Annotated in this window: 23 protein-coding genes, 1 tRNA gene and 1 pseudogene; 15 read left to right on the top strand and 10 right to left on the bottom strand. The window is 61.4% G+C overall.

The window, feature by feature from the left end:
* The first annotated feature begins 5 nt into the window (after positions 1–5).
* On the top strand, positions 6–506 hold the full coding sequence (locus IHE39_RS06235) for a DUF1203 domain-containing protein (RefSeq protein ID WP_192565841.1): 501 nt from the start codon (positions 6–8) through the stop codon (positions 504–506).
* Between the two features lie 65 nt (positions 507–571).
* On the opposite strand, the gene IHE39_RS06240 is transcribed toward IHE39_RS06235, so the two are convergent.
* Positions 572–1873, bottom strand: a complete 1302-nt coding sequence (locus IHE39_RS06240; RefSeq protein WP_192565842.1) for an outer membrane protein — start codon at positions 1871–1873, stop codon at positions 572–574.
* 122 nt (positions 1874–1995) lie between these two features.
* Here IHE39_RS06240 and IHE39_RS06245 point away from each other — a divergent pair, with 122 nt between their 5' ends.
* Positions 1996–2298, top strand: a complete 303-nt coding sequence (locus IHE39_RS06245) for a hypothetical protein (protein WP_192565843.1) — start codon at positions 1996–1998, stop codon at positions 2296–2298.
* A 17-nt stretch (positions 2299–2315) separates the two neighbouring features.
* On the opposite strand, the gene ald is transcribed toward IHE39_RS06245, so the two are convergent.
* The gene (gene ald, locus IHE39_RS06250) at positions 2316–3431 is read right to left on the bottom strand and encodes an alanine dehydrogenase (RefSeq protein ID WP_192565844.1); all 1116 of its coding nucleotides are present in this window, start codon (positions 3429–3431) and stop codon (positions 2316–2318) included.
* Between the two features lie 153 nt (positions 3432–3584).
* Here ald and IHE39_RS06255 point away from each other — a divergent pair, with 153 nt between their 5' ends.
* Both IHE39_RS06255 and IHE39_RS06260 read left to right on the top strand, forming a co-directional pair.
* The gene (locus tag IHE39_RS06255; protein WP_184774278.1) at positions 3585–4058 is read left to right on the top strand and encodes an Lrp/AsnC family transcriptional regulator; all 474 of its coding nucleotides are present in this window, start codon (positions 3585–3587) and stop codon (positions 4056–4058) included.
* A gap of 171 nt (positions 4059–4229) precedes the next feature.
* Positions 4230–6206, top strand: a complete 1977-nt coding sequence (locus tag IHE39_RS06260) for a bifunctional 2',3'-cyclic-nucleotide 2'-phosphodiesterase/3'-nucleotidase (RefSeq protein ID WP_192565845.1) — start codon at positions 4230–4232, stop codon at positions 6204–6206.
* Positions 6207–6272: 66 nt separating this feature from the next.
* Here the strand turns inward: IHE39_RS06260 and IHE39_RS06265 are convergent, their stop codons facing one another.
* Positions 6273–7253, bottom strand: a complete 981-nt coding sequence (locus tag IHE39_RS06265) for a glycerophosphodiester phosphodiesterase family protein (protein WP_192565846.1) — start codon at positions 7251–7253, stop codon at positions 6273–6275.
* Between the two features lie 139 nt (positions 7254–7392).
* Entirely contained in the window at positions 7393–8649 is a 1257-nt protein-coding gene (locus IHE39_RS06270; RefSeq protein ID WP_184774283.1) for an SAM-dependent methyltransferase, read from the bottom strand.
* A gap of 602 nt (positions 8650–9251) precedes the next feature.
* Here IHE39_RS06270 and IHE39_RS06275 point away from each other — a divergent pair.
* Positions 9252–9539, top strand: a complete 288-nt coding sequence (locus IHE39_RS06275) for a Dabb family protein (protein WP_184774285.1) — start codon at positions 9252–9254, stop codon at positions 9537–9539.
* Between the two features lie 55 nt (positions 9540–9594).
* Here the strand turns inward: IHE39_RS06275 and IHE39_RS06280 are convergent, their stop codons facing one another.
* Both IHE39_RS06280 and IHE39_RS06285 read right to left on the bottom strand, forming a co-directional pair.
* A complete protein-coding gene (locus tag IHE39_RS06280) occupies positions 9595–10056 on the bottom strand; it encodes a Ros/MucR family transcriptional regulator (protein WP_184774287.1) in 462 nt (153 codons plus the stop codon).
* 165 nt (positions 10057–10221) lie between these two features.
* The gene (locus IHE39_RS06285; protein WP_192565847.1) at positions 10222–13095 is read right to left on the bottom strand and encodes an Rne/Rng family ribonuclease; all 2874 of its coding nucleotides are present in this window, start codon (positions 13093–13095) and stop codon (positions 10222–10224) included.
* Positions 13096–13821: 726 nt separating this feature from the next.
* Between IHE39_RS06285 and IHE39_RS06290 the strand changes: the two genes are divergently transcribed.
* The 7 genes and pseudogenes from IHE39_RS06290 (at position 13822) to IHE39_RS06320 (ending at position 21426) form a co-directional block, all read left to right on the top strand.
* Positions 13822–15012, top strand: a complete 1191-nt coding sequence (locus IHE39_RS06290) for an N-acetylmuramoyl-L-alanine amidase (protein WP_246485385.1) — start codon at positions 13822–13824, stop codon at positions 15010–15012.
* A gap of 218 nt (positions 15013–15230) precedes the next feature.
* On the top strand, positions 15231–17681 hold the full coding sequence (locus tag IHE39_RS06295) for a penicillin-binding protein 1A (protein ID WP_192565848.1): 2451 nt from the start codon (positions 15231–15233) through the stop codon (positions 17679–17681).
* 258 nt (positions 17682–17939) lie between these two features.
* The gene (locus tag IHE39_RS06300) at positions 17940–18410 is read left to right on the top strand and encodes a VOC family protein (RefSeq protein WP_192565849.1); all 471 of its coding nucleotides are present in this window, start codon (positions 17940–17942) and stop codon (positions 18408–18410) included.
* 143 nt (positions 18411–18553) lie between these two features.
* Positions 18554–19685 (top strand): peptide chain release factor 2 gene (gene prfB / locus IHE39_RS06305; RefSeq protein ID WP_184774295.1). Its coding sequence is split into 2 segments (ribosomal slippage): positions 18554–18619 and positions 18621–19685, totalling 1131 coding nucleotides; the frame shifts between segments, so codons are not numbered across the junction.
* 136 nt (positions 19686–19821) lie between these two features.
* Positions 19822–20157 carry a cupin domain-containing protein gene (locus IHE39_RS06310; protein ID WP_246471479.1) on the top strand — a complete coding sequence of 112 codons (336 nt, stop codon included), beginning with the start codon at positions 19822–19824 and terminating at the stop codon, positions 20155–20157.
* Between the two features lie 102 nt (positions 20158–20259).
* Positions 20260–20629: pseudogene (locus tag IHE39_RS06315) on the top strand (GFA family protein).
* 149 nt (positions 20630–20778) lie between these two features.
* Entirely contained in the window at positions 20779–21426 is a 648-nt protein-coding gene (locus IHE39_RS06320; protein ID WP_184774299.1) for a YiaD family glycine zipper/OmpA-like lipoprotein, read from the top strand.
* A 194-nt stretch (positions 21427–21620) separates the two neighbouring features.
* Here the strand turns inward: IHE39_RS06320 and IHE39_RS06325 are convergent, their stop codons facing one another.
* The 3 genes from IHE39_RS06325 to IHE39_RS06335 form a co-directional block, all read right to left on the bottom strand.
* Positions 21621–23165 carry a DEAD/DEAH box helicase gene (locus tag IHE39_RS06325; protein ID WP_192565851.1) on the bottom strand — a complete coding sequence of 515 codons (1545 nt, stop codon included), beginning with the start codon at positions 23163–23165 and terminating at the stop codon, positions 21621–21623.
* Positions 23166–23332: 167 nt separating this feature from the next.
* Positions 23333–24106, bottom strand: a complete 774-nt coding sequence (locus IHE39_RS06330) for an NAD kinase (protein WP_192565852.1) — start codon at positions 24104–24106, stop codon at positions 23333–23335.
* Between the two features lie 116 nt (positions 24107–24222).
* Complete coding sequence (locus IHE39_RS06335) at positions 24223–24639, bottom strand: hypothetical protein (RefSeq protein WP_192565853.1); 417 nt, start codon at positions 24637–24639, stop codon at positions 24223–24225.
* Between the two features lie 228 nt (positions 24640–24867).
* On the opposite strand from IHE39_RS06335, the gene IHE39_RS06340 reads away from it, so the two are divergent.
* Positions 24868–25605 (top strand): diguanylate cyclase, encoded by a 738-nt coding sequence (locus IHE39_RS06340; RefSeq protein ID WP_192565854.1) that lies wholly within the window; start codon positions 24868–24870, stop codon positions 25603–25605.
* A gap of 18 nt (positions 25606–25623) precedes the next feature.
* Here the strand turns inward: IHE39_RS06340 and IHE39_RS06345 are convergent, their stop codons facing one another.
* A complete protein-coding gene (locus tag IHE39_RS06345) occupies positions 25624–25791 on the bottom strand; it encodes a hypothetical protein (RefSeq protein ID WP_192565855.1) in 168 nt (55 codons plus the stop codon).
* Between the two features lie 162 nt (positions 25792–25953).
* On the opposite strand from IHE39_RS06345, the gene IHE39_RS06350 reads away from it, so the two are divergent.
* Both IHE39_RS06350 and IHE39_RS06355 read left to right on the top strand, forming a co-directional pair.
* Positions 25954–26029 (top strand) — tRNA-Thr (locus IHE39_RS06350).
* Between the two features lie 161 nt (positions 26030–26190).
* A complete protein-coding gene (locus tag IHE39_RS06355; protein ID WP_246485387.1) occupies positions 26191–26430 on the top strand; it encodes a hypothetical protein in 240 nt (79 codons plus the stop codon).
* Positions 26431–26469 lie beyond the last annotated feature (39 nt).

Genomic DNA, 26469 nt, shown 5'->3' on the forward strand with positions numbered 1-26469 from the left:
TCGCGATGAGCATCATATTCCAGGCATTGCCAACCGAGGCGGTAAGGGTACTCCAGCAGGGCGGAGCCGACGCTTATGGCATGAAGCCGGAGCGCAGGATCTCCGATGGCGACGGTGTGCCGTGCCGCCATTGCCTGACAAATGTCGCGGCCGGCGAGGGCTATCTCATCCTTGCCTACCGTCCATTTCCAGAACTGCAGCCTTATGCCGAAACCGGGCCGATCTTCCTGCATGCCGAGGAATGCTCCCGTGCGCAGGAGACCGGCGAATTGCCCGTATTGTTCACCAGGACCAGGGACTACATCCTGCGCGGTTATGGTGCGGACGATCGGATCGTCTACGGCACCGGGGCGGTGACGCCGACAGCAGAGATCCCAGGTCGCGCTGCCGAGCTGCTGGAGCGCGCCGATGTCGCCTATGTGCACATGCGTTCGGCGAAGAACAATTGCTACCAGTGCCGTATCGAGCTCGACGAGCCGGTCAGATCAAGCGGCGCCAGTATCTAGCTGAACTGCAAACAAAAAACCCGCCGCATCGCTGCGGCGGGTGGGGCCGTTTGCCTGAAACGGTCTCAGTTGAACTTGTATTTCGCGCCGACGCGGACGGTGTGTGACGACGGCGTGACTTCAAAGATGCCGCTGCTGTCGAAATCCTCCGACTGGTACTGCGCGTAGCGGTATTCGAGGTTGACCGTCATGTTGTTGGTGACGGCTGCTTCGAGACCGCCTCCGACGGAAAAGCCGCCTGCATTCCAGTCGATCAGCGACTGGCTGCTGCCGCCGCCGCTGGCAACGAGATCGAAATGCTGCCAGCTGTAGCCGCCAAGTACGTAGGCCAGCGTCGATTCATTGAGCTTCATGCCGACCCGGGCAAGAAGATCGAAACCGTAGTCGGCATCGAGGTTCAGCTTGCCAGGACCGAAGTTGATTTCGCTGGTTACACCTGAGTAGCGACCTCCGAGCTGTACGCCCGCAACCCAATTGCCGCCGAATTCATGGTCGTAGCCGACATTGAGTTCGCCGAAGGCACCTTCGCCGCCGATGCCGTTGAAGGAGGCTGCGCCGCCGAGACCCAGTTCGTGAACGGCCGCACCGGCACCGACATTGCCGCCGACGTAGAAGCCGGTCCAGCTATAGGCAGGCGACTCGAATGCAGCCGTGCCGCCGTTCTGGGCACCGAAGCGATAGTTGGCCGCGACGCTAAAGGTGTGCCGCGACGTATCCGTGTCCAGCACGCCGTCGGGTGCGCCGAATTCGCTCAGGATGTTTGCGGTGCTGAAACGCGTGTAGCGATACTCGGTCTTGAGCGTCCAGTTGCTGGCGACCACTGTTTCGACGCCAACTCCCAGGAAGTAGCCGTCCTTGTCCCAGTCAAAGCTGAAGTCGCCTCCGCCGCCGCTCGCTTCGAGTTCAGATTTCTGCCAAGCGTAACCGCCTAGGACATAACCCAGTGTGCTGGGCGTTACGAGATACCCGGCGCGAAGACCGACATCAAAGCCGTACTTCTCGGTGATCGAAACATCGGCGAAAGGCGCGGCGTCAATCTTGGTCGAGATGTTGCCGAAATGCGCGTCGACCAGGCCGCCAATCAGGAAACGTGGCGAGATCATATAGTCATAGCCAAGCGTCACTTCGCCGAAAACGCCTTCGCCGCCGATACCATTGAAGGAGAATCCCGGTGCAGTTAGCGGCGAACTCACTTCATGGACGTTTGCCCCGACGCCACCGCCGAAGCCGACATAGACACCGCTCCAGTTGAAGCCTGCTGCTGCCGGTGCTTCCGTTACTGAATCCGCGGCAAAGGATGCCGAGTTGATCGCAACAGCCGACACAGCGCCAAGCAACAGCGCCTGCCAAGTCTTACCAAATGTCATAATATACTACCCCAACCTTACCCAATGTCGCTTTTCTAGCACGCCTAGGTTGCTTGCGGTGCAACTAAAATGTCACACCCACAGGCAATTTGGATTCCCAGCATGAACGCCGCGACCAGGAAATGTCTTCCAGCGCCAATGGCTTGGCAGCAAAACCTGCTGTTCCACAGCGGCTTTTGCCGACGAAAGCAATTGCCGCTACCCGGCTTGCCCAGGAGAAGCATTTCGAAAGTCTTGCGAACGCCCATTGTCACGACCCCAGGCAGTCATGGCACGCCTGCGCTGCGTTTGATGCAGCTAAGATGTCACGTGCGGGCAAATCCGTGCCGAAGCGCAAACTATTTTTGGTAGTATTTTTGGGAAGCGGCGCGAGAGAGCGATCAACCGACGACAAAGCCCGCCGCATCGCTGCAGCGGGCTCCTGATCGCATCCCGAAAGGAATCAGGCAGCCAATGCGGACTTCGCTTCCGTCATTTCGTAGCCGAGCGCTTCGGCTACCGCGCGATTGGTAATGCGTCCGCGATGGACGTTGAGGCCGTTGCGCAGATGCGGTTCGTCGGCCAATGCCTTGAGGCCGCGGTCGGCGAGCGCCAGACCGTAGTGCAGCGTGGCGTTGTTGAGCGCGTGCGCCGAGGTGACCGGCACAGCCCCCGGCATGTTGGCGACGCAATAATGGATGATGCCGTCGACCTCGTAGGTCGGATCGGCATGGGTGGTGGCATGCGAAGTCTCAAAGCAGCCGCCCTGGTCGATGGCGACATCGACAAGCACCGCACCCTTTTTCATGCCCGACAGCATTTCGCGGCTGACCAGCTTTGGTGCGGCGGCACCGGGGATGAGCACTGCGCCGATGATGAGGTCAGCCGAGAAGCATTCTTCCTCAAGTGCCTCGACCGTCGAGTAACGCGTGTGGACGCGGCCGGCGAACAGATCGTCGAGCTGACGCAGGCGCGGGATCGAGCGGTCGATGATGCTGACGTCGGCGCCGAGCCCGGCTGCCATGCGAGCCGCATGCAGGCCAACCACGCCGCCGCCGATGACCGCGACCTTGCCAGGCAGCACGCCCGGCACCCCGCCGAGCAGCACACCGCGGCCGCCATAGGCCTTCTGCAGTGCTGTCGCACCTGCCTGGATCGCCAGGCGGCCGGCGACTTCCGACATCGGTGCCAGAAGCGGCAGGCCGCCGCGATCGTCCGTAACGGTCTCATAGGCGACGGCGGTAACGCCCGAGCCAAGCAGCCCCTTGGTCTGTTCCGGATCCGGCGCGAGATGGAGATAAGTGTAGAGGATCTGGCCGTCGCGCAGCTGAGCCCACTCCTTGGGCTGCGGCTCCTTGACCTTCACGATCATGTCGGAGCGTGTGAACACCTCTTCGGCGGTCTTGGCGATTTGGGCGCCGGCCGCGCGATAGGCATTGTCGTCAGCGCCGATGCCGGAGCCGGCACCTGCTTCGACCAGGACCTCGTGGCCGTGGGCGACATATTCGCGAACCGAACCGGGCGTCAGACCGACACGGTATTCATGGTTCTTGATTTCCTTGGGGCAACCTACGCGCATCTTCCTGCTCCTCCGCAGCCATTTTGGCTTTCTCCCTGATGACGAAGTCAATCACGAATCGTTCCGAATATGTTTGCGAAAACGGTTGCGCTACCATGGGTTGTTCGTTAATTTTTGCGCACTTCCCCTGTATCGTCGAAGGAAATTCGAAGAATGCCGTTGGACAGGATCGATATCGCCATTCTGGACGCGCTGCAGAAGGATGGGCGGATGCCCAATGCGGCACTGGCCGAAAAAGTCGGGCTGTCGCAATCGGCCTGCTCGCGACGTCTCGACAACCTCGAGAAGTCAGGCATCATCAGTGGCTATCACGCCCGCCTGTCGAATGTCGCGCTCGGTCACCAGATGACGGTGATCGTGCATATTTCGCTGTCGGGGCAGTTCGAAAAGACGCTTTCGGATTTCGAGGTCGCGGTAAAGCGCTGCCCCAACATCCTGTCCTGCCATTTGATGTCGGGTGAATACGACTACATCCTGCGCATCGCTGCCCGCGATCTGCCCGACTATGAGCGCATCCACAAGGAATGGCTGTCGGCGATGCCGCATGTCACCAAGATCAATTCGTCCTTCGCCTTGCGCGAGATCGTCGATCGCACGGTGATGGGGATAAGGCCGGAGCTGCTCTGAGGCGGGAACAAAGCAGGCTGAAATCGGCAGCATCGCGCTGGACCAATCCATTCCCCACAGAATGTCGCGAGGCTGTCATACGAGTCGGCTGGACTCGGATGAATTTTGGCGCAACATTTGATCTTTGGGACACCGGCTAAATACTGTCAGTTCATTTCCTGGAGAATGAAGATGTCCAACGTGATTCAACCTGTTTCTCGCCGTTCTTTCCTTGCGGGATCAGCTGCAGCGGGTGCACTTGTGATGCTCCACCCATTTTCGGCGCGCGCACAGGCTAACCAGGCGCACCTTCGCATCATGGAAACCACGGATCTGCACGTCCATGTGTTTCCCTACGACTACTATGCCGACAAGCCCAACGACACGATGGGCGTTGCCCGCACCGCCTCGATCATCGACGCCATCCGCACTGAAGCCACCAACTCGATCCTCGTCGACAATGGTGACTTCCTTCAGGGCAATCCGATGGGCGACTACATGGCCTATCAGCGCGGCATGAAGGATGGTGACGTCCATCCGATCATCAAGGCGATGAACACGCTGGGCTATGATTGCTCGACGCTGGGCAACCACGAATTCAACTACGGCCTCGACTACATGTTCAAGGTGCTGGCCGGCGCGAACTTCCCCGTCGTCTGCTCCAACCTGACCAAGGGCGAACTGGCCGCCGACGCAACCAAGGACGAGCTGTTTCTCAAGCCTTATGTGATCCTCGACAGGAAGGTGAAGGATGGCTCGGGCGCCGAGCATCCGATCCGCATCGGCCTGATCGGCTTTGTGCCGCCCCAGGTGATGACCTGGGATTCGCGCCATCTGCATGGCAAGGCAATGACCCGCGACATCGTCAAGGCAGCCCAGGCCTGGGTGCCGGAGATCCGCGAGCAGGGTACCGACATCGTCATTGCTCTCTCGCACTCCGGTATGGGTACGCCGCAGGCTGCGGAAAATCTCGAAAACGCCTCGATCCTGCTTGCCGGCGTCGAGGGCATCGACGCGATCGTCACCGGCCACAGCCACCTCGATTTCCCCGGGCCGAAGTTCGACAAGGTCGAGGGTCTCGACAACACCAAGGGCACGATCAACGGCAAGCCGGGCGTGATGGGCGGCTTCTGGGGCTCGCATCTCGGCCTGATCGACCTGCTGCTCGAGCGCGACGGCAATGCCTGGAAGGTGGTCAGCTCTACCAGCGAGGCGCGGCCGATCTCCAAGCGCGTCGACAAGAAGGTGGTGCCGACAGTCGAGAGCAAGGCAGCGGTCGAAGCTGCTGCCAAGGAAGAGCATGAAGCAACACTCGCTTATGTGCGCACACCTGTCGGCAAGACCTCGGCACCGCTCTACTCCTACTTTGCTCTCGTCGCCGACGACCCCTCGGTCCAGATCGTGAGCCAGGCGCAGATCTGGTACATCAAGGACATGCTCAAGGACACCGAGCACAAGGACCTTCCGGTGCTTTCAGCCGCAGCACCCTTCAAGTCGGGTGGCCGTGGCGGGCCCGATTACTACACCGACGTTCCCGCCGGCGCTGTCGCGATCAAGAACGTTGCCGACCTCTATCTTTACCCCAACACCGTGCAGGCCGTGGCGGTCACCGGCGCCCAGGTCAAGGAGTGGCTCGAGATGTCGGCCGGCATCTTCAACAAGATTGAAGCAGGCAAGGCAGACCAGGTGCTGATCAATCCCGAGTTTCCCTCCTACAATTTCGACGTCATCGACGGCGTAACCTACAAGATCGACCTGGCGCAGCCGCCGAAATACGATCCCAAGGGGGCGGTGCTGGATGCTGCTTCGAACCGCATCGTCGACCTGATGTTCGAGGGCAAGCCGATCGATCCGGCAGCGAAATTCGTTGTCGCGTCGAACAATTACCGCGCCGGCGGGGGTGGCAATTTCCCCGAGATCAATGCCTCGAAGCTTGTCTTCGAAGCCCCTGATACCAACCGCGACGTGATCGTGCGCTACATCGTCGATCAGGGCACCATCAACCCATCGGCCGACTCCAACTGGTCGTTCGCCCCGGTTGCGGGCGCCTCGGTGATTTTCGAAACCGGCCCCAAGGCCAAGGACCACATCGCGGAGGTCAAGGCGGTCAAGATCGAGCCGGCGGGCGATGGTGCCGAAGGCTTTGCCAAGTATCGCATCACGCTTTGATATCTGGCGGATCGGCAGGGCGGCTGGAGAGATCCAGCCGCCCCTTCATTTTCGCACGAGGCTCGATCAGTTGGCACGGCGTTCGATGACCGGGATGACCAGATCGAGCGCGTCAGTGGAAATGCCGCCCGAATAGCCGGCCGGCAGTGATTCGATTATGGCGGGATCGTCGATGCCGTCGGAAAATCCGCCGCCGTGATAGGGTCCGAGCAGATAGACATTGGTGCCGGCGCTTTCCATCCGGTCGAGAAAGCGGTTCGGCCAGCCCCACAACCAGGGCGCAATGTTGATTGGCACGAACAGCGTGCCGCCACGGCAGTCTTCCGGCACATAGCTGCTCCAGCCGAGCCCTGCATAGCGCAACAGGCAGCGCGTCAGCGATTTCTTGCTGAGAGTGCGCATATCGGGCAGGGCGGCCTTGATGGACTGCAAGGGCCTGTCGCCGCCAACGACAGTGAGGGCGGCGCGGCGTTCCGGGGGCAGGGCTGCAAGGAAGGCCGCCAAAGCTTCGCCCTCCTTGGCGTCGTTGCTTTTGACGTTGATGTGGAAACGACGATCGGGGTACCGATCCATCACCTCGTCGAGCGACGGCATCAGCCCGACGCCCTGGCCGCGAAACGGGAACGTCTTGCCGCCGTCGGCGGTGTAGCCGTAGCCGACGTCGAGCTTCTTGAGGTCCGCCATAGAATGGCCGCGCGTCTCGCCACTGCTTTCGGTGCGGCAATCCACCGTCCAGTCGTGGAAGACCGCGAACCTGTCGTCGGTGGTCGGATGCACGTCGAGTTCCAGCACGTCGGCACCACGCGCGAAGGCGGCGTCCATCGAGCGTATGGTATTTTCGAGATAGTCGTGCCGCGGAGGCAGCATGCGTTCGGCGGTGCAGGTGTCGCCGGTCAACCCGGTGCGGTCATATTCCTGGGCCAAGCCGCGATGAGCGAGGACGACAGGTCTGCCGTCCGGGCGGTTGGAAAGCAGCGACGTGTTGTTGAGATAGATCGCTCCGGCCGCCGCCACAGCAACGAGAAGGAAGATGTTTCGCTTGCGCATGTCTTGATTCGCTCCGAGGCCAGCCCGAGAAACGAGACTGCCCAAGGATTCGGCGTTTTGAAGACAAAACCGTGACGCAACGGCGCCATTGCTGGCAACGCACCAGTTGTTTCGTTCATTGCAGTTTGAATAGTGCCGGTCAGGCCTTGTAGACCACTTGCCTGACGTCGATGTATTCGGCGCGAAAACCTGCTTCGCAATAATGCAGGTAAAACTCCCAGAGCTTCTTGAAACGGTCGTCGAAGCCGAGTGGCACGATACGCTCCCAGGACGACCAGAAGCGGGTGCGCCATTCGGCCAGCGTGCGGGCATAGTCCTGCGGAAAGACACGCTCGCGCAGATAGTCGAGCCCGTGTTCGGCACCGAGCGACTTGAGCAAGGTCGGCGTCGGCAGCATGCCGCCGGGAAAGACGTAACGCTGGATGAAGTCCGGCCGCTTGCGGTACAGCGGGTAGGCCGCCTCGTTGATGGTGATGATCTGCAGGCCCGCAGTGCCGCCCGAGGGCAGGCACTGTTTCATCTTGGCGAAGAACGCCGGCCAGTACTTTTCGCCCACCGCTTCGAACATCTCGATCGAGGCAATGCGGTCGTAGCGGCCGGTCTCGTCGCGATAGTCCTGCAGCTTGAGCTCGACTTTGTCGGAAAGCCCGGCGTTGTGGATGCGCTTCTGCGCAAAATCGAACTGCTCGCGGCTGATCGTCAGCCCGGTCACCTTGCAGCCGATCTCGCGGGCCGCAAACTCCGCGAAACCGCCCCAGCCACAGCCGATCTCCAGCACATGATCGTTAGGTCCGATGCCGGTATCGCGCGCCAGCGCCCGGTATTTTTCGGTCTGCGCGCCTGCGAGGTCGTTGGCGCCGGTTGCGAAAAGCCCGGACGAGTATGTCATGCTCGGGTCGAGCCACTGGCTGTAGAAGGCGTTGCCGAGATCGTAATGGGCAGAAATGTTGCGCTTCGAGCCGGTGCGAGTGTTGTCGTTGAGCCAGTGGCGAATGCGCTGGATGGTGGCGAGCAACCAGCTGGCGCCGCCTGCGACACCTTCACCGGCTTCGCTGTTGACCACGAACAGTTCGAGGAAGCTGGTGACGTCAGGACTGTCCCAATCGCCGTCGATGTAGGATTCGGCGACCCCGATTGTGCCGCCGCTGAAGGCGCGCGAGGGCAGCTTCCAGTTGTGCAGGACGATTTCGGCCTCGGGTCCCGGGGCCTTGCCGCCGACCAGAATGCTGCGCCCGTCTGGCATCTTCACCTTGAGCGAACCGCGCGGTAGGTGCAATGCTGCCGACAGCGTCATACGCACACGCGCCGGCAAACCTCTGGCAAAGTCCGCGACGTTGCCCTCGTGAAGCCTCGTCACGCCGTGATTTGTGAAACCGTCCGAGTTCCGCTGGGCCATCTCGACGTCCCAATGTTGCTGCCCGGTACGGCGTGTCGGGCCCGTTGCTCCAAACCTTGCACCGCTGTCTTCGTCTGGCCAGAGGCGCGCCGCCGGACGCATCTCCGGTCAGCTCGCGATGGACTTGGCTTTCGCCGCCAAGACTTCCGCGTGCTGCGGTGAATCTGTCGTGATCTTCACCGCCAAAATCTCGAACTTCAAGTGACATCTGGCAAGCGCTGATATGCCAGATGCGGGTCCTGCCGCCGGGTCGAAGCCAATCCGTCATCAGAGCGAATTTCTTTGTTATTAGAAAGCTCTAATGCTCTAAGGTGAGGCCAGTGGCTCGCGCCATGTCTCCAGCTTCCGGCGTCACCAAGGGGAGGGCATCAAATTCGCTACGTCATCGCGATCATGTGCGTCGCCTTGTTCCTCATCTGGGACATCTTGTACAACCACGGCGACGCCACCGCCAAGGCGGTGCGGGAGGTGCATCGCGTCGTCAGGATGGTCACGGATTGACGGATCTGCCGCGCGATCCGTGCTGCTGCCTTTTGCCCGATTGACGCCGGCCGAAAGCCGACCCAAAAGGCGCCAGCGAAAGCAGCAGAAGGAATCGCGGCTTGATCCGGCACATCGTGTTTTTCAGCGCGCGGCAGAAACAGGACGTCGAGATGATCCGTGAGGAATTGTCGGCGCTTGGCAACATTCCGCATTCCACGGTCTTCGAAGTGACCGTCAACACCAAGGTCGACCCGTACTCGGATGAGATCGACATTGTCGTCTATGCCGAGTTCGCCGACCAGGCTGCGCTTGCCGCCTACAAGGCCCATCCGCTTTATGACAGGACGACGCAGCGCGTGCGTCCGATGCGTGAACTGCGCTTTTCGGCAGACGTGGTCGCTGCTTAACAAGAAAACGCGCTCCGGGGAGCGCCCGAAGCGCGTTTATTTGAAACCCCGGAAATTATGCCTTTTTGGCGCGACCGCGTGGCTTGGCGGGTGCAGCCGCTGCCTTTGAAGACGCGGCTGCAGCCTTGCGGCCGAGGCCAAGCGATTTGGCCAGCTGCGAGCGCGCCGCGGCATAGTTCGGCGCGACCATCGGATAGTCGGCCGGCAAGCCCCACTTGGCGCGGTATTCTTCAGGCGTCAGGCCGAAATGCACCGACAGGTGGCGCTTCAGCGACTTGAATTTCTTCCCGTCTTCCAGGCAGACGATGTAGTCGGGATGGACCGAACGCTTCGGGTTCACTGCCGGCTGCTGGGCTTCGGCGGGCTCTTCGGCCGGCTGGTCGAGCGACAAGATCGATGCGTTGATGCTGGCGATCAACTCTGGCAGGCCAGTTGCAGGAACCTTGTTGTTCTCTACATAGGCGCTGACGATATGGGCAGTCAGTCCTAGGATGTCGATCTTGCTATCACTCGTCATCGGCCGTCTCTCCGGGCAGTATTAAAAGCAAACTATGAGTCTAACCATTTGCCGAGCCGTATATCGGTGCAAATGGTGTCGGACGGCAAGCAAAATAATCTCACAAATTGAAGACCCCGGCCAGCGAATGCTGGCCGGGGTCTTTCATATTAGAATAAATGAAGATTAGAAAAAGCCCTTGCGCTGCCACCAGCCGCCCTTTTTGGGCTTGGCTTCGCTGGACGCGACTTCTTTGGCCTCGACGACCGAAGTGACAACCGGTGTCGCGGGTGCGGCCGGGGCTGCTGCAGCAGCTTCGGAGACGACGTCGTCTTCGGCCGGAGCGGCGGCTGCCTTGCGGCGCGGCGCACGCGGCTTTGCCGCCTTCTTCTCGGGCTTGGCTTCGGCTTCAGGCGCGTCGGCTTCAGCAACGACCTCGGCGACCGGAGCTTCCGCGGCTGCTTCAGCTTCGACTTCCGCCTTCTTGGCCTTGGCCGAGCGGCGCGGCGCCTTTTTCGGCTTGGCTTCGACGACGGCCTCCGGCTCATCAGCGGCAACTTCGACCGCTACCGCTTCGGCGGCCACGATTTCGCTTGCAACGGTCTCGGCGACGGGAGCCTCTTCGGATGCAACCTGCTCGGTGCCTTCCGCCGACTGCTCATCGTCTTCCTTGCGGTTGCGCTTGCCGCCACGCTTGCCGCGACGCCGCTTCTTGGCCGCTGCATCTTCGGCTGCCATCGCGTCGACGGCGGCGACTTCACCGGCGTCCTCGGAAACGGCTGCTTCGGCGGCGACGTCTTCTTCGCCGTCCTCAGACTCGGTTGCCTCGCCAGCGACGACGGCACCATCCTGCGGAGCGCCATGCTCGCGGTCGCGATCGCGGCCGCCACGGCGACGCCGGCGCTTGCGGCGCTTGCGGTCGTGCTGATCGCCACCTTCGGCAGCAGCAGCAGCAGCAGCAGGCTGCTGCGTCGCGCGGGCAGGCTGTGCCTCGACCACGACGGCCTCTTCTTCCTCTTCGACGATCTCGTCTTCGATTTCCTCGGGCTCTTCATAGGCCGGGGCGGCGACGGGCAGGGCGAAGTTCGCCGGCTTCTCGGCAATGGCGCCGCGGAAGATGGCGTGGTTCTGCGAACCGACGCTGTCGTCGGCCTCGATCGTGATCGTCACCCCGAAGCGGTTTTCGAGATCCACCAAGGTGGTGCGCTTGTGGTTGAGCACGTAGAGCGCTGTCGCCACCGGCGTCTTGACGGTGATGTGGCTGCGCGAGTCCTTGAGCAGGAACTCTTCGATGGCGCGCACGACCTGCAGCGCAACCGACGAGTCCGAACGCACATGGCCGGTGCCGCCGCAATGCGGGCAGGGCTTCATCGTCGATTCGAGCACGCTGGCGCGGATGCGCTGGCGCGACATCTCCATCAAGCCGAAATGCGAGATGCGGCCGACCTGGATGCGGGCGCGGTCGTTTTTCAGGCAATCCTTGAGCTTCTTTTCGACCGCACGGTTGTTGCGGTTCTCCTCCATGTCAATGAAGTCGATGACGATCAGGCCGGCAAGGTCGCGCAGCCTGAGCTGGCGGGCGACTTCCTCGGCGGCTTCAAGGTTGGTGTGAAGTGCGGTCTCTTCGATCGAGTGCTCCTTGGTGGAGCGCCCGGAGTTGACGTCGATGGCAACCAGCGCTTCGGTCTGGTTGATGATGATGTAGCCACCGGACTTCAGCGTCACCTGCGGCTGGACCATCCGCTCGAGCTGCGATTCGATGCCGCTGCGCACGAAGATCGGGGTGATGTCGCGATAGGGTTGGACCACCTTGGCATGGCTGGGCATCAGCATGCGCATGAAGTCCTTGGCCTCGCGATAGCCGTCTTCGCCGGCGACAAGAACCTCGTCGATATCCTTGTTGTAGAGGTCGCGCACCGATCGCTTGATAAGGCTGCCTTCCTCATAGACCAGTGCCGGTGCCGTCGATTGCAGCGTCAGGCTGCGGACGTTCTCCCACAGGCGCATCAGGTACTCGTAGTCGCGCTTGATCTCGGCCTTGGTGCGGCTTTCACCTGCGGTGCGCAGGATGACGCCCATGCCCTTCGGCACTTCGAGGTCGGCAACAACCTCCTTCAGGCGCTTGCGGTCCTGGGCGTTGGTGATCTTGCGCGAAATGCCGCCGCCACGTGCGGTGTTGGGCATCAGCACCGAATAGCGGCCGGCAAGCGACAGATAGGTCGTCAGCGCAGCGCCCTTGTTGCCGCGCTCTTCCTTGACCACCTGGACCAGAAGGATCTGGCGACGCTTGATCACTTCCTGGATCTTGTAGTGGCGGCGAACCGGCTTGCGGCGGTTGCGCACCTCTTCAAGCGCGTCTTCGGCGCCGACCGACTCGATCTCGTGGTCGTCGTGGTTAGCCGAGTGCACTTCCTCGATGACGCCGCCGTTTTCGTTTTCGGTAACCGTCGGCTCGGGTGCCCGTTCGGACACAACGTCGGCATCGACGGATGCGGCAATCGATGTCGGCTCACGCTCGTCGGAACCGCCATTGTCGTCATCTGCCGATTCTACGGCAGCCGACTCATCGGCGCTGGCATCGGAGGCATCGCTTGCGGCAATCGATTCGCCGTCGTCCTCGGAGGATGCGCTGTCGTCGTCGCCCGAGCCCTCAGGCTTGTTCTCGTCATTGCGGCCGCGGTTCTTACCGCCGCGCCGCCTGCGGCGTCCGCGGTTGCGATCCTGGCTCTTGCTCTCGTCGCCTTCGCTGTCTTCGTCGTCCTCGTTCTCGGCTTCTTCCGCCTCGGCGCGCAGCAGCGCCTGCCGATCGGCAACCGGGATCTGGTAGTAGTCGGGATGGATTTCGCTGAAGGCGAGGAAACCGTGACGGTTCCCGCCATACTCGACAAAGGCAGCCTGAAGAGACGGCTCAACCCGCGTCACGCGGGCGAGGTAGATGTTTCCTTTGAGCTGCTTCTTGTCCTGTGATTCGAAATCGAATTCTTCGATACGGTTACCGCGAACTACGACAACCCGTGTTTCCTCCGGGTGGGAGGCGTCTATCAGCATCTTGTTGGGCATTATTTGTCCTCCCGGCAGCCGTCAGCTGTGGCCTGCGGGAAATCGTCCGCCGCCGTGGGTTCGCTGATGAGGGAGTGCCGGATGATTTTGCGTCCGCCGGTCGCAGCCAAAACGCCATGGCGGTACCGCCCGCTGCCGTGATGGCGCGGTTACCTGCGGACCTGTCCATGATTGCGTCTGTGGCCAATGCGTGACCTTGCGGAACCTTGTTTCAAATCTAAGCCCGGGAATCCGGACCAGCTACTTTGCTCTTACAGAGCCGGCGCGGAATAGTGTCCGGCCGTTTTTCTCACGCAGTCGCTACCCCGCCACGGGCCGCGCCTGCGAATCTCGTCGCGATCACTGAAATCTATCTCTATTGCGAGGCGGGCCATCGCTCGTCGCGTGGTTCCCTAGCGGAAGGCGCTGAGGGCGCGGGCCCTGGATTGCAGTGATCCAATGTCGCTTTTATGATTTGGCGAGGTTGAGCGCAACCCCGATTTCCGACGCCGGCAAAGGCGGGTGCGACAACCCAAGGGGGAGCATTCCGACAAAGACTCGGTTAACCTTCTCTGGTTACCAGTTGTTAATCGAGGGGCCGCGTATTCGGCCAGCGATTGGTAACGGTGTGCAATGACTGCACGCCTGCTTTTTTGGAGCGGCAAGACTGAGATGGGGCCTGCGGCATTGACTGGCAAGAGCTTCCCGTTCGGGAGCATCCAGCCCGGCGGCGCGGTACGTCGCGCAATGTTTGTGCTCTTGACGTGCCTCGTCGTGTTTGCCGGCATCAACTGCCAGCCCGTTTGCGCCGCCGAAACGATCAAGACGCTCGACTACAAGATGGCCGGCGATGCGACTCATATGCGCATCGTGATGAACTTCGACCGGGAGCCGGAGCCGAAATGGCTGTTGCTGCGCAACCCGCATCGTCTGGTCATCGATCTGCCTGGTGCAACACTCGCGCTCGACGCCAAGGACCTCAAGCCACGGGGGCTGATCAAGAGCGTACGTTATGGCCTGTCGGGCGAGGGCGCCTCGCGGCTGATCGTGACGTCGAAGGGGCCTTTCAACGTCGAGAAGGTCGATATCCTCAAGAATGAAGGCGGGTCAGGTTATCGCCTGGTTGCCGACATCGCCGCCGCATCGGAGCGGGAGTTCGATGCGGCACTCGCGGTCCAGGCCGAAACGACGGGCTCGACAACACCCAAGACCGACAGGCTCGGCAAGATCGCGCATCGCGGCGACCGCCCGTTCACGATCGTGCTCGATCCAGGCCATGGCGGCATCGACGGTGGCGCCGAGGGCCTGAACGGAACTGTCGAAAAGACCGTCACGCTCGCCTTCGCCAAGGAGTTGCAGGCCAAGCTTGCCTCTAACAGTGCCTACAAGGTCGTCCTGACCCGTGAGGGCGACGAGTTTCTGCGCCTGGACGACCGCGTGCGTATCGCTCGCCAGCAAGAGGCCGACCTGTTCATTTCGATCCATGCCGACACCATCCGCCTCAAAGGTATCCGCGGTGCGACCGTCTATACTGTGTCGGACAAGGCTTCAGACGCTGACGCGCAGGCACTGGCCGATCGCGAAAATCTGTCCGACCAGCTTTCTGGCGTCGACGTTGCCGAAGAAGATCATGCTGTATCGGATATTCTTGTCGATCTGATCCGACGCGAGACACACGGCTTTTCGACCCGGTTCGCGCGCTCACTGGTCGGCGAGCTGTCGCCGACGGTCGGCATGATCAACAATCCGCATCGCTCGGCCGGTTTCCGCGTGCTCAAGGCACCAGACGTGCCGTCGGTCCTTGTCGAACTCGGCTACCTCTCCAATCCCCAGGACGAAGAGCAGCTTCGCAGCGCCGACTGGCGCGAGAAGGCCGCGACAAGCATTTCCAAGGCAGTGGCCGCCTTTGTCGCCGAAAGGGGCGCTCCCGGCGGCTGAAAGGGACTACTCTGTGTTCTTGCCTGGCATTGCCGGCAGGTCGCGGAACAGGCATTTGTGGTATTTTCGGCCAGAATCTTTGGCGCGTTCGGGCTGTTGCCGTATTTTGTCCACAACCGCGCGACATGGGTGGCCGTTAGCGGATCGGGACAGTACCTGCAGCTTGCGATGATGGCGGGTTGGTTTAGGGAATCCCCGGACCTTGTACTGGAGCGGGCATGATTCGTCTTATCGGCTATTTCTTCGGCATCGGCACGACGCTTGCGCTCGTCGTTGCAGCTGGCGTGGCGCTCTATCTCGGCCAACTCACCAAGGAACTGCCCGACTACGAGGTGCTCGCCAAGTATGAGCCGCCGGTCACAACGCGCGTCCATGCCTCCGACGGCGCGCTGATGGGCGAATTCGCGCGCGAGCGCCGGCTCTACCTGCCGATCCAGGCGGTCCCCGATCGCGTCAAGGCGGCGTTCCTGTCGGCTGAGGACAAGAACTTCTACAATCACCCCGGCATCGACGTGACTGGCCTTGGTCGCGCCGTGCTGACCAATTTCCAGAATTTCGGCTCCGGCCGCCGCCAGGTCGGTGCGTCGACGATCACCCAGCAAGTCGCCAAGAACTTCCTTTTGAGCTCCGACCAGACCTACGAGCGCAAAATCAAGGAAATGGTGCTGGCCTTCCGCATCGAGCAGGCCTACTCGAAGGACCGTATTCTCGAGCTCTACGTCAACGAGATCTTCTTCGGGCTCGGAGCCTACGGCATCGCCGGTGCTGCGCTGACCTATTTCGACAAGTCGGTCAACGAACTGACAGTGGCTGAAGCCGCCTATCTCGCCGCGCTGCCAAAAGGCCCGTCGAACTATCATCCGTTCAAATATGCCGACCGTGCCATCGAGCGCCGCAACTGGGTGGTCGACCAGATGGTCACCAACGGCTACGTATCGCGCGAAGAAGGCGACAAGGCCAAGGCTTCGCCGCTCGGCGTGACGCCACGCCGGACCGGCACCTATGTCTTCGCTGGCGAGTACTTCACCGAGGAAGTGCGCCGCGAGTTGATCGCACGCTACGGCCAGGACGCGCTCTACGAAGGCGGCTTGTCGGTGCGCACCACGCTCGATCCGAAACTTCAGGCCATGGCGCGCAGGGCAATGCAGTCGGGTCTGGAGAAGTACGATCGCCTGCGCGGCTATCGCGGTCCGGTCAAGAATATCGACATCTCGGGCGACTGGGGCACCGCACTTGGCGAGGTCAAGGCGCTGGACGACATCCCCGAATGGCGTCTGGCAGTCGTGCTCGACAGCTCGAAGACCGGCCTCGAAATCGGACTGCAGCCCAAACGCGAGATCTCCGGCGCGCTGTCCAAGGACCGCGAGACGAGCACGGTGTCGAAGGAAGACATGAGCTTTGCCATGCGCTACGTCGCCGATGGCAAGCGCGTGAAGGCCAATTCGCCCTCCGAAGTGCTGAAGTCCGGCGATGTGATCTATGTCGAGAAGAATGAAGGCGACAGCTACGCGCTGCGCCAGGTGCCTGAGGTGTCGGGCGGCCTTGTCGCCATGGATCCTCATACCGGCCGCGTGCTGGCCATGGTCGGCGGCTTCTCTTACTCGCAGTCCGAGTTCAATCGTGCGACGCAGGCGATGCGCCAGCCAGGCTCGGCCTTCAAGCCCTTCGTCTATGCAGCAGCACTCGACAATGGCTACACGCCGGCATCGGTGATCATGGACGGCCCGATTACCATCCAGTCGGGCAATGTAAGCTGGTCGCCCAAGAATTATGACGGCAAGGCTGCTGGTCCTTCGACCCTGCGCGCCGGCATCGAACGCTCGCGCAACCTGATGACCGTGCGCCTGGCCAACGACATGGGCATGAAGACGGTTGCGGAATATGCCGAGCGCTTCGGCGTCTACGACAAGCTCGCACCCTATCTGCCGATGGCGCTGGGCGCGGGCGAGACCACTGTCATGCGCATGGTCTCGGCTTATGCCGTGATGGCCAATGGCGGCCGCCAGATCAAGCCGTCGCTGATCGACCGCATCCAGGACCGCTACGGCAAAACGGTGTTCAAGCATGACGAGCGTGGCTGCGAAGGCTGCGTTGCCACCGAGTGGGCAAATCAGCCCGAGCCGGAGCTGGTCGACAATTCCGAGCAGGTGCTCGACCCGATGACCGCCTACCAGATCACGTCGATGCTGGAAGGCGTCGTCCTGCGCGGTACGGCAACGACGCTGCTGTCGCTCAATCGTCCCATCGCCGGCAAGACCGGAACGACCAACGACGAAAAGGACGCCTGGTTCGTCGGCTATACGCCCAACCTCGTCGTCGGATTGTACATGGGCTACGACAAGCCGCAGGGGCTCGGCAAGGGCACCACCGGTGGCGGCCTCGCCGCACCGGTGTTCAAGGACTTCATGACGGTGGCACTTGAAGGCACGCCCAAGAGCGACTTCGTCGTGCCCGCAGGCATGAAGCTGATTTCGATCGACCGCAAGACTGGCATGCAGGCGGGTGAGGGCGCGCCAGGCACCATCATGGAAGCCTTCAAGCCCGGCACCGGACCTGCCGACAGCTACTGGGTCATCGGCATGGGCGAAGATGGCACCAATGGCTACGGCGAAGCGCTGTCGCCACAGGCCAGCAAGGCCATCAGCGAAGGCGGCGGCGGCCTCTACTAGCACATCATCCGGCATTCGCCGGCGTCTCGATGAACTGACAATGCGCGCGGCCTCGCCGCGCGCATTTTTGTTTGCGCTGATGTCACTTGCAAATATCCAAAGAGTTATATAGCCTTTTGGTTATTGATGATTGTTGCATGGCAACGACGGGTGATGGCGCGGAAAATCCGAAGCTGTGTCGAAACCGCTGCCAAGGCATCCTTGGCGCAGCAGCCAGTCGATGACGGCGACAGTTGAGGTTTCAGCGAGGAGAAGATGATGCAGAAGATCAGCCCGTTCCTGTGGTTCGACAACCAGGCCGAAGAGGCGGTGACATTCTACACGTCGGTGTTCAACAATTCCAAGATTGGCAAGACGACCCGCTATGGCGAGGCGGGACCCGGGCCTGCGGGTACCGTGATGGTGGCCGAATTCGAGCTTGAGGGGTTGCATTTCACCGCCTTGAACGGCGGCCCGATGTTCAAGTTCACCGAAGCGATTTCGATGAGCATCGATTGCAAGGACCAGGCTGAGGTCGACTATTTCTGGAACAGGCTCTCGGAAGGCGGCCAGACCAGCCAGTGCGGTTGGCTCAAGGACAAGTTCGGGCTTTCATGGCAGGTCATCCCTGAGGCCTTGCCTCGGCTGCTCGGCGATGCCGATGCGGCAAAGGCCGCCCGGGTCATGCTGGCGATGCTGCAGATGACCAAGATCGATGTCGCAATGCTTGAAGCCGCGCACGCCGGCTAGGCAGTCGACGCCGTCGTAAGGCTGATGGGCAGGGCTGATCGCGCCTGCCCATTTTGCTTTACAGGGGGCGACCTCATCCCTATGTTCCGCGCGGATTCAACAGCCGCCTTCGGGCGCGAAACAAGCAAAAAGAAGCAATCTCCATGCGCGCGGAAACGCAGAACATCGTCGACGAAATCAGGCAGGCCATAAGCCTGCTGAGGAGGCATCTTTGACTGGGATCAGGCGATAAAGCGGCTTGATTACCTGAACATGCGGGCAGAGGACGGCAATCTCTGGAACGACCCGCAGGAAGCCCAGAAGCTGATGCGCGAGCGCCAGTCGCTCGACGACAGCATCAAGGCCATCAAGGGGCTGAGCCAGGCGCTGGACGACAATATCGGCCTGATCGAAATGGGCGAGGAAGAAGGCGACGCTGACATCATCAGTGAGGCCGAAACCGCCATTCGTTCGCTGGCCGGCGAGATCCGGGCGCGCCAGATCGAGTCGCTGCTGTCGGGCGAAGCCGACCAGAACGACACCTATCTCGAAGTGCATGCCGGCGCTGGCGGCACCGAGAGCCAGGACTGGGCCAATATGCTGCTGCGCATGTACACGCGCTGGGCCGAACGCCGCCGCTTCAAGGTCGAGGTGCTGGAAGTCCATGACGGCGAAGAGGCAGGCATCAAATCGGCTACGCTGCTGATCAAGGGCCACAATGCCTATGGTTGGCTGAAGACGGAATCGGGCGTCCATCGCCTGGTCCGCATTTCGCCTTATGACAGCAACGCGCGTCGCCATACCTCGTTCTCGAGCATCTGGGTCTATCCGGTGGTCGACGATTCGATCGAGATCGATGTCTCGGAATCGGATGTCCGCATCGATACCTACCGTTCGTCGGGTGCCGGCGGCCAGCACGTCAACACCACCGACTCGGCGGTGCGCATCACGCACATCGCCACCGGCATCGCTGTTGCCTGTCAGGCCGAGCGTTCGCAGCACAAGAACAAGGCCAAGGCCTGGGAAATGCTGCGCTCGCGCCTCTACGAGGAAGAGCTGAAGAAGCGCGAAGCCATCGCCAACGCGACGGAATCGGCCAAGACCGACATCGGCTGGGGGCACCAGATCCGCTCCTACGTGCTCCAGCCCTATCAGCTGGTGAAGGATCTTCGCACCGGCGTCGAAAGCACCAGCCCGTCCGACGTTCTCGACGGCGACCTCGACGACTTCATGGAAGCGTCGCTGTCGCAGCGTATCGAAGGCGGGGCAGGTCAGGCAGTCGCCGACCTCGATTAGCCTTCTATGGCATCCAGCCCCGGCCATCCGCAAAGCGCGATGGCCGGGTTGCCTGCCGCTGGAACATTTCGGGTAACATTGCGTTAAGCATGCGGGAGCAGGGTTCGCTTGGGAGGTAATCTCAGGGGATGACGCCATGCGTCCAGGAAACCTCCGCTTGCGCCGATATGCCCTCGCAGTGTCAGCGCTCGTGCTGATCTCGCTCATCACGCCACCTGCCTTTTCGCACGATGCCCCGAAAGGCTGGAGCTATCCTTTCGCCTGCTGCTCTGGCTACGACTGCCGTGAAGTGCCGAAGAAAGCGATTAGCGAACGCCCGCAAGGCTATGTCATCGAAGGCACGGGCGAAGTCGTCACCTATCAGGACGCGCGCATCCATGCTTCGCCCGACGGCCAGTACCATTGGTGCTCCATAGCAGGCGCCGACGACAGCCGGACGATCTGCTTGTTCGTGCCGCCGAAGTCGTACTGAACGCCCCCTTGCTGACGAGGCTCCTGACGCCAGCTTGTCAGGAGCACTTGGATATTGTGTGCTGTCGCCGCAGGGGCGGCGCAGGCATATGAGGGATTTGTCATGGTCATCAAAGGCAGCTGCCACTTGTAAGGCAACGACGTTCGAAGTGACGGAGGCGCCGGAAAATGTGACGTCGTGCACGTGTTCATTCTGTTCCAAGCGCGGCTCGTTGTGGGCCTATTACACACCATCGCAGTTCAAGCTCACCAGCCCGCCGGAAAACGTTTCGGTCTATGAGTGGGGATCAAAGACGGTGAAGCATGGCTTCTGCGCCATCTGCGGCTGCGGCACCTTCACCAAGACGCCCGACTGGTCGACCGGCGAGCCGGATTTCGAAAATCCCAAGGTCAGTGTCAATTCGCGCCTGTTTGACGACTTCGACCTCGACAAGATCGAGGTTGTGGTGATCGACGGCAAGAACCTCTGGTAACGTGCAAAAAATGTCATGCAGGCGCGTGGTAGTTTGCGCGCTTGGCACTGCTTTCGTTCCGTTTTTCGCCGTATTTCATGCTACAAGGCCGGTGAAGGGCTTTGCGCGGAGCGCCGTTGCGTTCCGCGGTACGGAGAGGGACATTCCTTATGAAGAAGACAGTGATTTTCGCGCTGGCGGGCAGCATGTTTGTCGGCGCCTGCACGACCGATCCTTACACCGGTCAGCAGAAGGTTTCGAACGCCGCAGCAGGTGCTGGCATCGGCGCGCTTGCCGGTGCGGGCCTCGGCCTGCTCGCCGGCGGCAATGATCGCCGCAACGCGCTGATCGGCGCCGGTGTCGGCGCACTCGCAGGCGGTCTCGCCGGCGGCTACATGGACAGGCAGGAATCCGAATTGCGCGCCCAGCTCCAGGGTAGCGGCGTCAGCGTCACCCGGGCTGGTGACCAGATCATTCTGAACATGCCGTCCAACATCACCTTCGCCACCGACCAGGACGCGGTGAAGTCGGGCTTCTACGACACGCTCAACTCGGTGGCGCTGGTGTTGAAGAAGTTCAACCAGACCACAGTCGACGTTTTCGGCCACACCGATTCGACCGGTGGCGACCAGCACAATTTCGACCTGTCGCAGCGTCGCGCGTTGTCGGTGGCCAACTACCTCGGCGCCCAGGGCGTCGATTCGCGTCGCTTTGCCGTCACCGGTTTTGGCGCAACCCGTCCGATCGCGTCCAACGCCAGCTCGGATGGCCGGGCGCAGAACCGCCGCGTCGAGATCCAGCTGTCGCCGCTCACCTGAGTGGCTGGCAGCCAGCCAGACTGATGGAACGGCCCCTTGCGGGGCCGTTTTTCATTTGGAGCGTTCGGTGCCCCCGGCAGGTACAGGGTGCTGGGCGCCATGAAACAGCGCGGTCTCGGTGAAGCGAGAGGCCGCGCGGACACCAACAGAAAATGGCCCCGAAAGGGGCCATTTTTCGTTGAGGCATAGCGCGCTCAGACGTTGGTGGTGATCAGCATGAACGCCGGCATGTCATCGCCGAAGCCGATCGTGCGATCGTCGTCTTCTTCGCGCTGATGACGGCGGTTGCCGCGATTGTCGTCACGACGTGGCTTGTCGTCATGCTCGCGCGGTTTGCGGTCGGCATTGCCGTTCCTGATCGCTTCCTTGCGCACACGGCGCTCGTCGATGTCGGACACGACGTTGTCGACCGGGGCTGGGCTTGCAGGTGCCGCCACTGCCACTGCCTGTGCAACTGGCGTTTCTTCGCGCGGCTTGCGGTCGCGCTCGCGGCCATGCTTTTCCTTGCCGGCGCGGCGCGGCGCGCCACGGCCACGGCGCGGAGCCTCATCGTCGCCTTCGCTGGCAACGACCGTCGACAGGTCGCCATCGTGCCATTCGACTGGCAGACCGGTCAGCCGCTCGATCGCATCGACATATTTGGTGTCGGACTTGGTGACGATGGTGAAAGCCTTGCCAAGGCGTCCGGCGCGTCCGGTGCGGCCGATGCGGTGGACATAGTCCTCGGCGTGGATCGGTACGTCATAATTGAAGACGTGACTGACTTCGGGGATGTCGAGGCCGCGGGCGGCGACGTCGGAGGCGACCAGCAGCTTCAGCTTACCGTCACGGAAGCCGGCGAGCATCGCCATGCGGGCGCGCTGGTCCATGTCGCCATGCAGCGCACCGGCGTCGTAGTCGTGCTTGACCAGCGAGCGGAACAATTCCGACACATCGACCTTGCGATTGCAGAAGATGATCGCGTTCTTGATCGCATCGCCTTCGGCATCGATCAGTTTGCGCAACGTTTCGCGCTTGTCCCACGGCTTGGGGCCGGACTTGACGAGGCGCTGCGTGATGTTGGTGCTGGTCGATGCAGCCTTGGAGACCTCGACGCGAATCGGCGCGTGCAGGAACTGCTCGGTCAGCTTGGTGATTTCGGGTGGCATCGTTGCCGAGAAGAACAGCGTCTGCCTGGTGAACGGGATCAGCTTGCAGATGCGCTCGATGTCGGGGATGAAGCCCATGTCGAGCATGCGGTCGGCTTCGTCGATGACCAGGATTTCGACGCCGGTCAGCAAAAGCTTGCCGCGTTCGAAATGGTCGAGCATGCGGCCGGGCGTTGCGATCAGAACATCGGCGCCACGCTCGAGCTTCTTTTCCTGTTCGTCGAACGACACGCCGCCGATCAGCAGCGCGATGTTGAGCCGGTGGTTCTTGCCGTACTTGACGAAGTTCTCTTCGACCTGAGCCGCGAGTTCACGCGTCGGTTCGAGGATCAGCGTGCGCGGCATGCGTGCTCGGGCACGGCCTTTTTCAAGACGCGTCAGCATCGGCAGCACGAAGGATGCCGTCTTGCCGGTACCCGTCTGGGCGATGCCAAGCACGTCCTTGCCCTGCAGTGCGTGCGGGATCGCACCTGCCTGGATCGGCGTGGGCTGGGTGTAGCCCGCGTCGGTGACTGCGGAAAGGACCTTCGGCGAAAGGCCGAGGTCTGCGAAGGTCAACGCTTCTGGAGCGGTCTGAGTGTCTTCGGACAAGTTTGTTGGCTGTCTTTGCTCGTTCAAGGGCGCGGCACGCTGGCCACGACAGGCGCAAACCGCCTGCAATATGCCGCAACGCGATAGGCGTAAGTGCGCGATTTGTCAACTCAAACTGGCACACACGCGGCGATTGTAGCCGATTACTTCCAGCTGTGGCCCAATGTTCAGTACTTGAATTGCTCGGCAAGGATGCGTTCGCTCCAGGAATGACCGGGATCGAACAGCAGGGTTGCGGTGTGGCTTGCCGATTCCCGGACCTCGACTGACACCACCGACTTGACTTCGGTATGGTCGGCCACCGCGTTCACCGGGCGCTTTTGCTCTTCCAGGACGTCGAAGCGAACCACCGCCGTCTTAGGCAGCAGCGCGCCGCGCCAACGCCGCGGCCGGAACGGGCTGACCGGGGTCAGGGCCAGAAGCGGCGCATCGAGCGGCAGGATCGGGCCATGGGCAGACAGATTGTAGGCCGTGGATCCGGCAGGCGTCGCAACCATGACACCGTCGCAGATCAGTTCGTCGAGCCGGACCTTGCCGTCGACTGAAATGCGCAGCCGAGCCGCCTGATAGGATTGGCGCAGCAACGACACTTCGTTGATCGCCAGCGCTTCCCTTGATGTGCCGGTATCGTCAACGGTCACCATTTCCAGCGGCCGGATGGTTTCGGCCACTGCAGCGGCAAGACGCTCGGGCAGGGCGCCTTCGCGGTATTCGTTCATCAGGAAGCCGACCGTACCACGGTTCATGCCGTAGACGCGCTTGCCGGTGCTCATCGTCTCACGAAGCGTCTGCAGAAGAAAACCGTCGCCGCCAAGTGCGACGACAATGTCGGCCTGCTCGTACGGCATCTGGCCATAGCGCTGGGAAAGCCGCTTGGCCGCGGCATCCGCCTCCACTGTTCCGGAGGATGCGAACGAAAATGTCAGCGTCTTGGCGTCCATGTGCTCCCTGCCGGCGGTCCAAACGCCAGTGCCGGCCGCCGGCAACGGGGTAGCATGAGGTTTTGCTGAAGCAAAGGGAGCGGCATGGCCAGCACGCGTTGCCCGCACGGGATGCCTCAGCCAGCAGCTGCGCGAATGATCGTGCATATACCGCTGCGCACGACCTCGTTGGTCGTCACTTGCCCTGGTTGGATGTTGAACACGGCATTGACCAGCGTGCCGCCACCCTGGCTTCGGGCAACAACCCGCAGTGTTTGCGGCCGCCCGCTGCCGGACGTTTCCTGGTGGGCGTCGATGGCACCGAGATTCTTGTCGACGGTGATGCCGGAAAAGCCTTCGGCGGCGACGGCCTGCGCCAGGCGCTTCAGCGCCTCGGCCTGCTTGACCTTGGGAAACGACTGCGAGCTCTTGTAAGATACCGCCGTGACCAGCGGAATGCCGCTGACCTTGAAGTTTTTCTCGCAGGTTTGCGCCTGGGCAAGCGAAATGCCGGCCAATGTGAAGATCGACGCCAGCAAGGTGTTTTTTAGCATTTGCTACTCCAACGCAGCCCGTTTCTGTTCGAGCGCATACTCGGATGTCGGAGTTGCTGAGGTCAAGTATGCAGCTTCAGGAGTGAAACAGGGGCCTTGGCCGGCGTTATATTAGCGAATGATCATGATAATGCGCGCTGACGGCAAGATACTCGGGTTGGAAACATTAAGCTTCAAACACTATGCATCCTTTGCAAGAGCCGGATCGAATGAGCAAGGGGCGTCGCTGTGTGGAAGATCGCGTTCAAGGCTGGCCTAGTCACCATCGCCGTTATCCTCGTGACCCAGGTGGTTTCGTTTTCGATCCGTCATTCGGCCGGCCAGTCTTTCACGGCATTCGTCTTCGCGATGAACTCTATCCTGCCGTTGATGACGGCGTTTCCTGCGGCCTTCCTGATTTTCTGGCAGAACGAAAAACTCAGCCGCGCGCTGGCCGAACTGTCGGAAGCCCACATCCAGCTGAAGGCAAAAGCGACGCACGACCAGATGACCGGGCTGCTGAACCGCGAGGCATTCTTCGAGAAATCGAAGCAGGCCAGGCGAAAATGCGATTCCGGCGCGCTGCTTTTGATCGATGCGGACAACTTCAAGAGCATCAACGACACCTTTGGCCATCTTGTCGGCGACGAGGCACTCAAGCTGATCTCGAACGCGCTACGTGCAGCGATCCGCGAGCATGACCTAGTCGGGCGTGTCGGCGGCGAGGAGTTTTGCGTCTTCCTGCCAACCACAAGTCAGGATGAGGCGGCCGCTGTCGCCGAACGGATTCGCGTCGAGGTCGAACGGCTTGCATTCTATCCGGAAGAGAGACATCGGCATCGCCTGACGGTCAGCATCGGTGCGATCGTATCGGCCGGCCAGCCGACATCGCAACTCATGCGCCTCGCCGACCGCTGCCTCTATGAGGCGAAGGAGCAGGGCCGCAATCGCGTGGTGTTCGCCGCACCGGTGATGCCGGCTGATTAGCGATCTCAATGCTTGATGTCAGCCGATGCCGGTGACGTAGTGCAGGTAGATGGCGAGCACGATGAAGCCAATGATCGTGGCGATGCCGGTCCAGTCGACCCGCGCCTCTTTCATCTGCCGGAAAAGCTTGAGCAACAGCAGCCACGCGATAATCACCACCACGGCAATAATCACGAACCTGATCATCCATCACCTCCAGCGCGGCCGTTCATGCGGGCCTGCGATCCGGATATAGTAGGCACATGGCTTGAGTTTTAGGGCATGGGGGCTATGCGCATCTGGGGAAGCCGCGAAGCTCGCCCGAAATTGTCTTTACTGCGCCGCAAAATATGCTAACCGGAGCAAATTGCCCTTGTAGCTCAGCTGGTAGAGCAGCGGTTTTGTAAACCGAAGGTCGCGGGTTCGATTCCTGCCGGGGGCACCATATCATCCTATGAGAAAATCCAGAGGCGTCCCCAGATCGGCGGATATCTGCGGTTGCTTGGGGGTCGCTAGTCCATAGCGGTCCAAGCGTCCTGCCGACAGGTGGCCAACGCGCTCAGGCATTGCTTGAACGCAGCGGCAAGGTGTGCTCGCAAAAAGTGGATGAAGGAGGTCATGATGTCCCGATCCCGCCGCAAGACCCCGATCGTCGGCATGACCACGGCAGAGAGCGACAAGCCTTTCAAACAGGCCGAGCATCGGCGCGAGCGCCGCGCCGTGAAGGCTGTCGTCAAAGCTGGCGAGGAACCGCCGGCGCCCAAGGAGTTCGGTAATCCGTGGGCCGGGGAGAAGGATGGCAAACAGTGGCTAGGCGATAGCGTACCGGAACTCTTGCGAAAATAGGTACTTTCGCGGCTGAATATGGCCGCCGGCGAAGAGCCA

Source organism: Aminobacter carboxidus, from assembly GCF_014863355.1.
In the GTDB taxonomy this organism is placed as follows: Bacteria; Pseudomonadota; Alphaproteobacteria; order Rhizobiales; family Rhizobiaceae; genus Aminobacter; species Aminobacter carboxidus.

Coding starts and splice junctions, on each gene's coding strand:
- IHE39_RS06235 (WP_192565841.1), top strand. CDS start 6: ATGAGCATCATATTCCAGGCATTGCCAACCGAGGCGGTAAGGGTACTC.
- IHE39_RS06240 (WP_192565842.1), bottom strand. CDS start 1,873: ATGACATTTGGTAAGACTTGGCAGGCGCTGTTGCTTGGCGCTGTGTCG.
- IHE39_RS06245 (WP_192565843.1), top strand. CDS start 1,996: ATGTCTTCCAGCGCCAATGGCTTGGCAGCAAAACCTGCTGTTCCACAG.
- ald (WP_192565844.1), bottom strand. CDS start 3,431: ATGCGCGTAGGTTGCCCCAAGGAAATCAAGAACCATGAATACCGTGTC.
- IHE39_RS06255 (WP_184774278.1), top strand. CDS start 3,585: ATGCCGTTGGACAGGATCGATATCGCCATTCTGGACGCGCTGCAGAAG.
- IHE39_RS06260 (WP_192565845.1), top strand. CDS start 4,230: ATGTCCAACGTGATTCAACCTGTTTCTCGCCGTTCTTTCCTTGCGGGA.
- IHE39_RS06265 (WP_192565846.1), bottom strand. CDS start 7,253: ATGCGCAAGCGAAACATCTTCCTTCTCGTTGCTGTGGCGGCGGCCGGA.
- IHE39_RS06270 (WP_184774283.1), bottom strand. CDS start 8,649: ATGGCCCAGCGGAACTCGGACGGTTTCACAAATCACGGCGTGACGAGG.
- IHE39_RS06280 (WP_184774287.1), bottom strand. CDS start 10,056: ATGACGAGTGATAGCAAGATCGACATCCTAGGACTGACTGCCCATATC.
- IHE39_RS06285 (WP_192565847.1), bottom strand. CDS start 13,095: ATGCCCAACAAGATGCTGATAGACGCCTCCCACCCGGAGGAAACACGG.
- IHE39_RS06290 (WP_246485385.1), top strand. CDS start 13,822: ATGTTTGTGCTCTTGACGTGCCTCGTCGTGTTTGCCGGCATCAACTGC.
- IHE39_RS06295 (WP_192565848.1), top strand. CDS start 15,231: ATGATTCGTCTTATCGGCTATTTCTTCGGCATCGGCACGACGCTTGCG.
- IHE39_RS06300 (WP_192565849.1), top strand. CDS start 17,940: ATGCAGAAGATCAGCCCGTTCCTGTGGTTCGACAACCAGGCCGAAGAG.
- IHE39_RS06310 (WP_246471479.1), top strand. CDS start 19,822: ATGCGTCCAGGAAACCTCCGCTTGCGCCGATATGCCCTCGCAGTGTCA.
- IHE39_RS06320 (WP_184774299.1), top strand. CDS start 20,779: ATGAAGAAGACAGTGATTTTCGCGCTGGCGGGCAGCATGTTTGTCGGC.
- IHE39_RS06330 (WP_192565852.1), bottom strand. CDS start 24,106: ATGGACGCCAAGACGCTGACATTTTCGTTCGCATCCTCCGGAACAGTG.
- IHE39_RS06335 (WP_192565853.1), bottom strand. CDS start 24,639: ATGCTAAAAAACACCTTGCTGGCGTCGATCTTCACATTGGCCGGCATT.
- IHE39_RS06345 (WP_192565855.1), bottom strand. CDS start 25,791: ATGATCAGGTTCGTGATTATTGCCGTGGTGGTGATTATCGCGTGGCTG.
- IHE39_RS06355 (WP_246485387.1), top strand. CDS start 26,191: ATGAAGGAGGTCATGATGTCCCGATCCCGCCGCAAGACCCCGATCGTC.